The sequence below is a fragment of the Methylopila musalis genome (genome assembly GCF_042679725.1).
Classification (GTDB): domain Bacteria; phylum Pseudomonadota; class Alphaproteobacteria; order Rhizobiales; family Methylopilaceae; genus Methylopila; species Methylopila musalis.
The window spans coordinates 1-6462 of the sequence record NZ_JBHTMX010000157.1 but is presented as its reverse complement, the minus strand read 5'-3'; the positions used below and the strand labels follow the sequence as shown (position 1 = coordinate 6462).

Annotated in this window: 7 protein-coding genes and 1 tRNA gene; 6 read left to right on the top strand and 2 right to left on the bottom strand. The window is 68.2% G+C overall.

Annotation, left to right across the window (positions count from 1 at the left end):
* The 5 genes from urtB to ACFQ4O_RS13620 all read left to right on the top strand — a co-directional run.
* On the top strand, positions 1-1246 hold a 1246-nt coding region (gene urtB / locus ACFQ4O_RS13640; protein ID WP_378776241.1), incomplete at its 5' end, for an urea ABC transporter permease subunit UrtB.
* 88 nt (positions 1247-1334) lie between these two features.
* Positions 1335-2435 carry an urea ABC transporter permease subunit UrtC gene (urtC, locus tag ACFQ4O_RS13635; RefSeq protein ID WP_378776240.1) on the top strand — a complete coding sequence of 367 codons (1101 nt, stop codon included), beginning with the start codon at positions 1335-1337 and terminating at the stop codon, positions 2433-2435.
* On the top strand, positions 2432-3142 hold the full coding sequence (locus ACFQ4O_RS13630) for an ABC transporter ATP-binding protein (protein WP_378776239.1): 711 nt from the start codon (positions 2432-2434) through the stop codon (positions 3140-3142). Before urtC ends, ACFQ4O_RS13630 begins: the two co-directional genes overlap by 4 nt.
* Before the next feature lie 4 nt (positions 3143-3146).
* Positions 3147-3839: an urea ABC transporter ATP-binding subunit UrtE gene (gene urtE / locus ACFQ4O_RS13625; RefSeq protein ID WP_378776238.1), complete on the top strand. Its 693-nt coding sequence runs from the start codon at positions 3147-3149 to the stop codon at positions 3837-3839.
* Positions 3840-3858: 19 nt separating this feature from the next.
* Positions 3859-4797: an acetamidase/formamidase family protein gene (locus ACFQ4O_RS13620; protein WP_378776237.1), complete on the top strand. Its 939-nt coding sequence runs from the start codon at positions 3859-3861 to the stop codon at positions 4795-4797.
* A gap of 212 nt (positions 4798-5009) precedes the next feature.
* Here the strand turns inward: ACFQ4O_RS13620 and ACFQ4O_RS13615 are convergent, their stop codons facing one another.
* Both ACFQ4O_RS13615 and ACFQ4O_RS13610 read right to left on the bottom strand, forming a co-directional pair.
* Positions 5010-5519 carry a hypothetical protein gene (locus tag ACFQ4O_RS13615; RefSeq protein ID WP_378776236.1) on the bottom strand — a complete coding sequence of 170 codons (510 nt, stop codon included), beginning with the start codon at positions 5517-5519 and terminating at the stop codon, positions 5010-5012.
* Positions 5520-5618: 99 nt separating this feature from the next.
* Positions 5619-5708: transfer RNA gene (locus ACFQ4O_RS13610), tRNA-Ser, on the bottom strand.
* A gap of 568 nt (positions 5709-6276) precedes the next feature.
* Here ACFQ4O_RS13610 and ACFQ4O_RS13605 point away from each other — a divergent pair.
* Positions 6277-6462, top strand: a 186-nt coding sequence (locus tag ACFQ4O_RS13605) for a hypothetical protein (RefSeq protein WP_378776235.1), incomplete at its 3' end; no start/stop codon positions are given.

Sequence of the window (6462 nt, the reverse complement as noted above, 5' to 3'; positions counted from 1 at the left end):
CGCCGCGACGCTGGTCTCGGGCGCGTCGGCCGGCGAACGGGGCGCGGCGCTGTCCGCGCTGGAGCGCCGGGCGGGATCGCTGCCGCCGGAGCTGTTCGAAAAGGCGGCTGAGGCCGAGCCCGACGCGGGCCTGAAGCAGCGCATTCTCGCCGTCGGTCAGGCGGCGCTCTTAAACGCGCCCGACGTCGCGAAACGCATCGCCGCGATCGAGCGCATCTCCGCCGGCGCCGACCGGCGCTCGCTGACCCTGATCGCGGGCCTCACCTCCGACCCGACCTACGCCCGGGACGCCGCCTTCCGGTCGGCGGTCGACGCCGGGGCGGCCGCGATCGAACGCCGGCTGATGATCTCCAACGCGCTGAACACGCTCTACAACGGCCTGTCCTTCGCCTCGATCCTGTTCATGGCCTCCGCCGGCCTTGCGATCATCTTCGGGCTCATGGGCGTCATCAACCTCGCCCAAGGCGAGTTCATCATGATCGGCGCCTACGTCACCTACGCGGTGCAGGAGACGATCCGCGCTGCCGTTCCGGGTCTGCTCGACTGGTATCTGATCGTCGCGATCCCGATCGTGTTCCTTGTCACCGCCGGCGTCGGCGTGCTGCTCGAGGCGACGCTGGTGCGGCGGCTCTACACCCGGCCGCTGATGACGCTGCTCGCCACCTGGGCGGTGAGCCTGCTCATCGTCAATCTGGTGCGCGTCGGGATCGGCGCCCAGAACCTCCAGTTCGTGACCCCCTCGTGGATGTCCGGCGGCCACCTGCTGATGGGCGACTTCATCGTCACCTGGAACCGCCTGTTCGCCATCGTCTTCGCGGCGCTGACGCTGGCGCTGACATGGTTCGTGCTGAAGCGCACGCCGCTCGGCCTGGAGATCCGCGCGGTGACGCAGAACCGCGCAATGGCCGGCTGCATCGGCATCGCCACGCGCCGCGTCGACATGATGGCGTTCGGGCTCGGGTCCGGGCTCGCGGGCGTCGCGGGACTGGCGCTTTGCCCGATCTACAACGTGAACCCGCAGATGGGCTCCACCTTCATCGTCGACAGTTTCATGGTCGTGGTGCTGGGCGGGGTCGGCACGCTCGCCGGCACGGTGATCGCCTCGCTCGGCGTCGGACAGGTCAACGTGCTGATCGAGCCGCTCTACGGCGCGGTCGCCGCCAAGGTCATCGTGCTGCTGATGATCATCGCGTTCCTGCAGTGGCGGCCCGAGGGGCTGTTCGCCGTGAAGGGCCGACGCAAGTGAGCGCCCGTCACGCCTGCGAGCGCCCTGCGCCCGGCGCCGCGCTCCGCCGCCCGCCTTTCCGCGCCGCCGCCGTGTCGGGGCGGCCGTCATGAGCCCGAAGTCCCACATCCTCCGCCGCGTGCTGGAGGACCGCATGTTCGTCGGCGTGACGGTCGCGGTCGCGGTCGCGGGGCTGGTGGTCGCGGCCGTCCCCGGCCTGTCAGGCTATCGCGTCAACGTGGTCGGGCAGCTCGCCTGCTTCGCCCTGCTGGCGCTCTCGCTCGACCTGATCTGGGGCTACGCCGGCATCCTGAGCCTCGGCCACGGCCTGTTCTTCGCCATCGGCGGCTACGTGATCGGCATGCACCTTTTGGAGCATTCGGTCGCGACCACCGGCGTCACGCCCGACATCGTCCAGTTCATGGGCTGGACGGCGCTGCCCGGCTGGTGGAGCCCGCTGGAGAGCTTCCCCGTGGCGCTGGTCGCCGCGCTCGCCTGCTCCTTCGCGGTCGCGTTCCTGTTCGGCTGGGTGTCGTTCCGCTCGCGGGTCGGCGGCGTCTATTTCGCGATCATCACCCAGGCGCTCGTCTATGTGGCGATGCTGCTGATGTTCCGGAACGACACCGGCTTCGGCGGCAACAACGGCATGACCGGGTTCCAGACGATCTTCGGCGCGCCCTTCCAGTCGCCGGGCGTCGCCAAGGGGCTGGCGGTGACCTCGCTCACCGTGCTCGTGGCGGCGCTCGTCGCCTGCCGGCTGCTGATGATCGGCCGGTTCGGCCGCCTGCTGGTGGCGACGCGCGACGACGAGACCCGCCTGCGCTCGCTCGGCTACGAGACGCTGCGGCTGAAGCTCGGCGTCTGGTGCCTGTCCGCGGTTCTGGCGGCCATCGCGGGCCTGCTTTACGTGCCGCAGGTCGGCATCATCAATCCGCGGGTGCTGTCGCCGGAACTCTCGATCGAGATCGCGGTCTGGTGCGCCATCGGCGGGCGCGGGCGGCTTGCGGGCGCGGTGATCGGCGCCGTGCTGGTCAACGCGATCAAGTTCTCGCTCTCGGCCACCATGCCGGAGCTCTGGCCGTTCATCCTCGCGGGCCTCGTGATCCTCGTCGCGCTGATCTTCCCGAACGGCCTTCTCGACATCGGCCGCTGGAAGCCGACCTGGATCGCGCGCCCCGACGCGCTCCGGCCGAAGGATGCGACGCCATGACGGTCGCGGTCCTGGTGGAGGGGCTCACCGTCGAGTTCGGTCGCTTCCGCGCCATCGACGACCTGTCGCTCGCGATCGACTACGGCGAGGTCCGCGCCGTGATCGGCCCGAACGGCGCCGGCAAGACCACGCTGCTGGACGTCATCTCCGGCGTCAGCCGCGCCCGGTCGGGACGGATCCTGTTCGACGGGACGATGGAGCTGACGCGGGCGTCGGAGGCGCGGATCGCGCGTTCCGGCGTGCGGCGGAAGTTCCAGAAGCCGAGCGTGTTCGAGGCGCTCACCGTCCGCGACAACGTGGAGATCGGGCTCGGACAGGCCGGCGACGCCGCGGCCCGGGAGCGCGTTGAGCGCACGCTCGAGACCGTGGGCCTGAGCGCCGAGGCGGGGCGGCTGGCGGGCGAACTCGCCCACGGCCAGAAGCAGTGGCTCGAGATCGCCATGGTGGTGGTGTCGGAGCCGAAGGTGCTGATGCTCGACGAGCCGGTCGCGGGGCTGACCGACGAGGAGACCGAGCGCACCTCCGCGCTGATCCGCGCGCTGAAGAGCCCGGAGCGCGCGATCATCGTGGTCGAGCACGACATGGATTTCGTCGAGACCATCGCGGACCGGGTCACGGTGCTGCACGAGGGCCGCAGCCTGTTCGAAGGCTCGATGGCCCGCGCCCGAGCCGACGCCCGCGTCGTCGACGTCTATCTGGGGCGCTGAGGCCATGACGCTCGCCGTCCTCGACCTGGACCAGCATTACGGATCGGCGCAGGCGCTGCGCCGCGTCAGCTTCGAGATCGCGCCTGGCGAATGCCTCGCGGTGCTCGGCCGCAACGGAGCCGGCAAGTCGACGCTGCTGAAATGCCTCGCGGGCGTGCTGCCGGTCACCCGCGGCGCGATCGAGCTGAACGGCGTCGACATGACGCGCGCGCCGAGCCACCGACGCTCGCGCGCCGGCTTCGCCTACGTGCCGCAGGGCCGCGAGATCTTCGCGGAGCTGACGGTGCGGGAGAACCTCGTGGCGGCCGCCCGCCCGCACAGTGTCGCGACCGAGGAGGCGTTCGAGGAGATCTACGGCCTTTTCCCCGTGCTGCGCGAGATGGCGGGCCGGCGGGGAGGGGCGCTCTCCGGCGGCCAGCAGCAGCAGCTCGCCCTGGCCCGCGCGCTGGTCACCCGACCCAAGGTGCTGGCGCTCGACGAGCCGACGGAGGGCGTCCAGCCCTCGATCGTCCAGCTGATCGAGACCGTGCTGACCGGCCTCAAGGGCCGCATCTCGATCCTTCTGGTCGAGCAGTATCTGGATTTCGCGACCGCGGTCGCGGACCGCTTCGTCGTCCTCTCGCGCGGCCAGGTGGTCGACGGGGGCGCGCGCGCCGACATGAGCCGCGAGCGGCTCTCGAAGTTCATGTCCGTCTGACGGAAACCGAGGAAGTCCAATGGCCCGCCATCACACCATCTCGTCCGCGCCCGAAAACATGGTCTGGGGCTATCTCGACTCAAGCCTTGAGCCCGTCTGCCGGATCGCGTCCGGCGACACCGTCTCGCTGACGTCGTTTCCGGCGGGCGGCAAGGAGTGCCTGCCGCCGGACGCGAGCCGCGTTCCGGCCGACTATCGGGCTGCGCTCGACACGCTGAAGCAGGGCGGCGGCCCGCACTTCATCACCGGGCCGATCTATGTGGAGGGCGCCAAGCCCGGCGACACGCTGCAGGTCGACATCCTCGAGGCCAAGCCCACCATGGACTGGGGCTTCGTGGCCATCCTGCCGCTGCTCGGCACGCTGCCGGACGAGTTCACCGACTACGAGACCATCCATCCCACCATCAGCCCCGCGGGCGACGTCTGCACCATGCCGTGGGGCGTGGAGATCCCGCTCGATCCGTTCTTCGGCATCATGGGCGTCGCGCCGCCGCCGGCTTGGGGGCGCGTCGGCTCGCCGGTGCCGCGCGCCTTCGGCGGCAACATGGACAACAAGGAGCTGAAGCCCGGCGTCACGCTCTATCTGCCGGTCTTCAACGAGGGCGCGCTGTTCTTCGCCGGCGACGGCCACGGCGTGCAGGGCGACGGCGAGGTGTGCATCACGGCGCTCGAGATGGGCATCGAGGGCGCGTTCCGCCTGACGGTGCGCAAGGACCTCGCGATCGAGTTCCCGTTCGCGGAAAGCGAGACGCACCTGATGTCGATCGGCCTCGACGAGGATCTCGACGACGCCGCCAAGCAGGCGGTGCGGGAGATGGTGCGGCACGTGTGCCTGCGCTCGAACCTCACCCGCAACGAGGCCTACATGCTGTGCTCGCTCGCCGGCGACCTGCGCGTCACGCAGCTCGTGGACGGCAACAAAGGCGTCCACATGATGCTGCCGAAGTCGATGATCTGACGCGGCGGGACCGGGGGCGGCGACAGCCTCGCCGCGCCCGGCGCCCGCACGCGCGATCGCTCCTGGCTCCCGGAAGCCCTCTCATCGATCTGAGGCTGCCGACGTTGGCGCGCAGGGAAAAAGAGACGTCTTCAGGAGCAGGATGGAAGCGCGCCTCCAGGCACCCCACGAGTTGCTTCATAAGCAATTATGTATATAAATTTAACTAATATTTAGTCGTCTATTAATTCTTCGTAAGACCGTTTCTCATCTTCCTCAAGTTTGTGGGTCGGAAAAGAAATATAATCGAGAGCGCCCGCATTGAGAAACAGAGTACGGTGATAGCCCTCGTAGGGGGCTCGTATCATGATTGGCTCCTCATCATGATCTGGACCATAGGGATAGTGGATGTCCAGTAGAGGCTCGATGCACTCGAACGTGTTCCAGCCAAAAGACGAAAAGTCTCGCCGGATCCCGCTGGACAGCTGAACGGTCACCGTGTCCACCAACGCAAATATGGCTTCTGTATCCGCCGCTCTTGCAGCTTTTTCAGCCTCAAGGTTCTGAGGCTCAATAAGCCCATCCTCCACCAGTTTATCGAACTGGGCGTCCGTCACTCGGAGGCAGACCGAGGCAAGACCGCTTGAGCTCTCTATGTTCGGCTTGACTAAAAGCCCGTTTGGAAATGTCTTAACATCGTCATGCCCGAGCTTGTCTCGGGCATCCACGACTTGAACGTTCACGGGTTTGATCGGCGGAAAGTCGTGGATGCCCGGCTCCGCCGGGCATGACGACAGTTTGCATCGCGCGCTGCGCGCAAGTTGCAGACAAGCCTTAAAAGCTGGCGGAGAGGGTGGGATTCGAACCCACGGTGGAGTCGCCCCCACGGCGGTTTTCAAGACCGCTGCCTTAAACCACTCGGCCACCTCTCCCGCGCGGGCGAATCCGGTTGAAACGGGGCGCCGCGGGCGGGGCGGATCATGGCGAAGCGCTTTTCGCGCCGCAACGGGAAATCGGCGCGAGGGGGCGTCCCGGCGACGGGGCAGGGCGCGCGCGGGGGAGAGCGTGTGTGCGATGGCGCAGAGCGTTCGCGTAGGAGAGAGCGCCCGGACGTGGGGCTGCGGCGTGGATGTTGGCCCTTGGAGCGTGGTCGGCAGGGAGTGATCCGGCCGGGCGGCGGCCGTCGCCGCACATTTTTTTCGTCGTCGTAAATAGGCTCGTGAGAACCAAAGCGATCGCGTTAGGGCTTTGGTAACCGCCCGGTGATCAGCTTGGGATCGCGGCCGTATCGCGTTCTTGCCGCTGGCTGGTCGGCGCCCGCCGACGGGAGTGTCGCGTTCGCGCCACGCTCTTGCCACAATTGACCCACTTGTTCTATCGCGTATGTGGCGGCCCTGCGGCGCGCCATGTTCGGGCCTGATAAGCCCTCGTCCGTCGCGACGACGCGCCGTGGTTCGCCACAGGCGCAGGCGTCGAAACGGCGTGTGAAGGAACGGCGGAATGACTCATCGCGCGACGACGTCGGAAACCGAGCAGCGTCGCGCAGGGCTTTTCAACCCGTCCCCATCCCGATCCCTTTTTGCTCTCGCGGCGATCGCCGCGGCCGGACTGCTGGGCGCCTGCTCGGCGCAGACCGCGCGCACGCCCGTGGCGCAGGCGGTTCCCGCGCCGGGCGCCGCCGTCGTC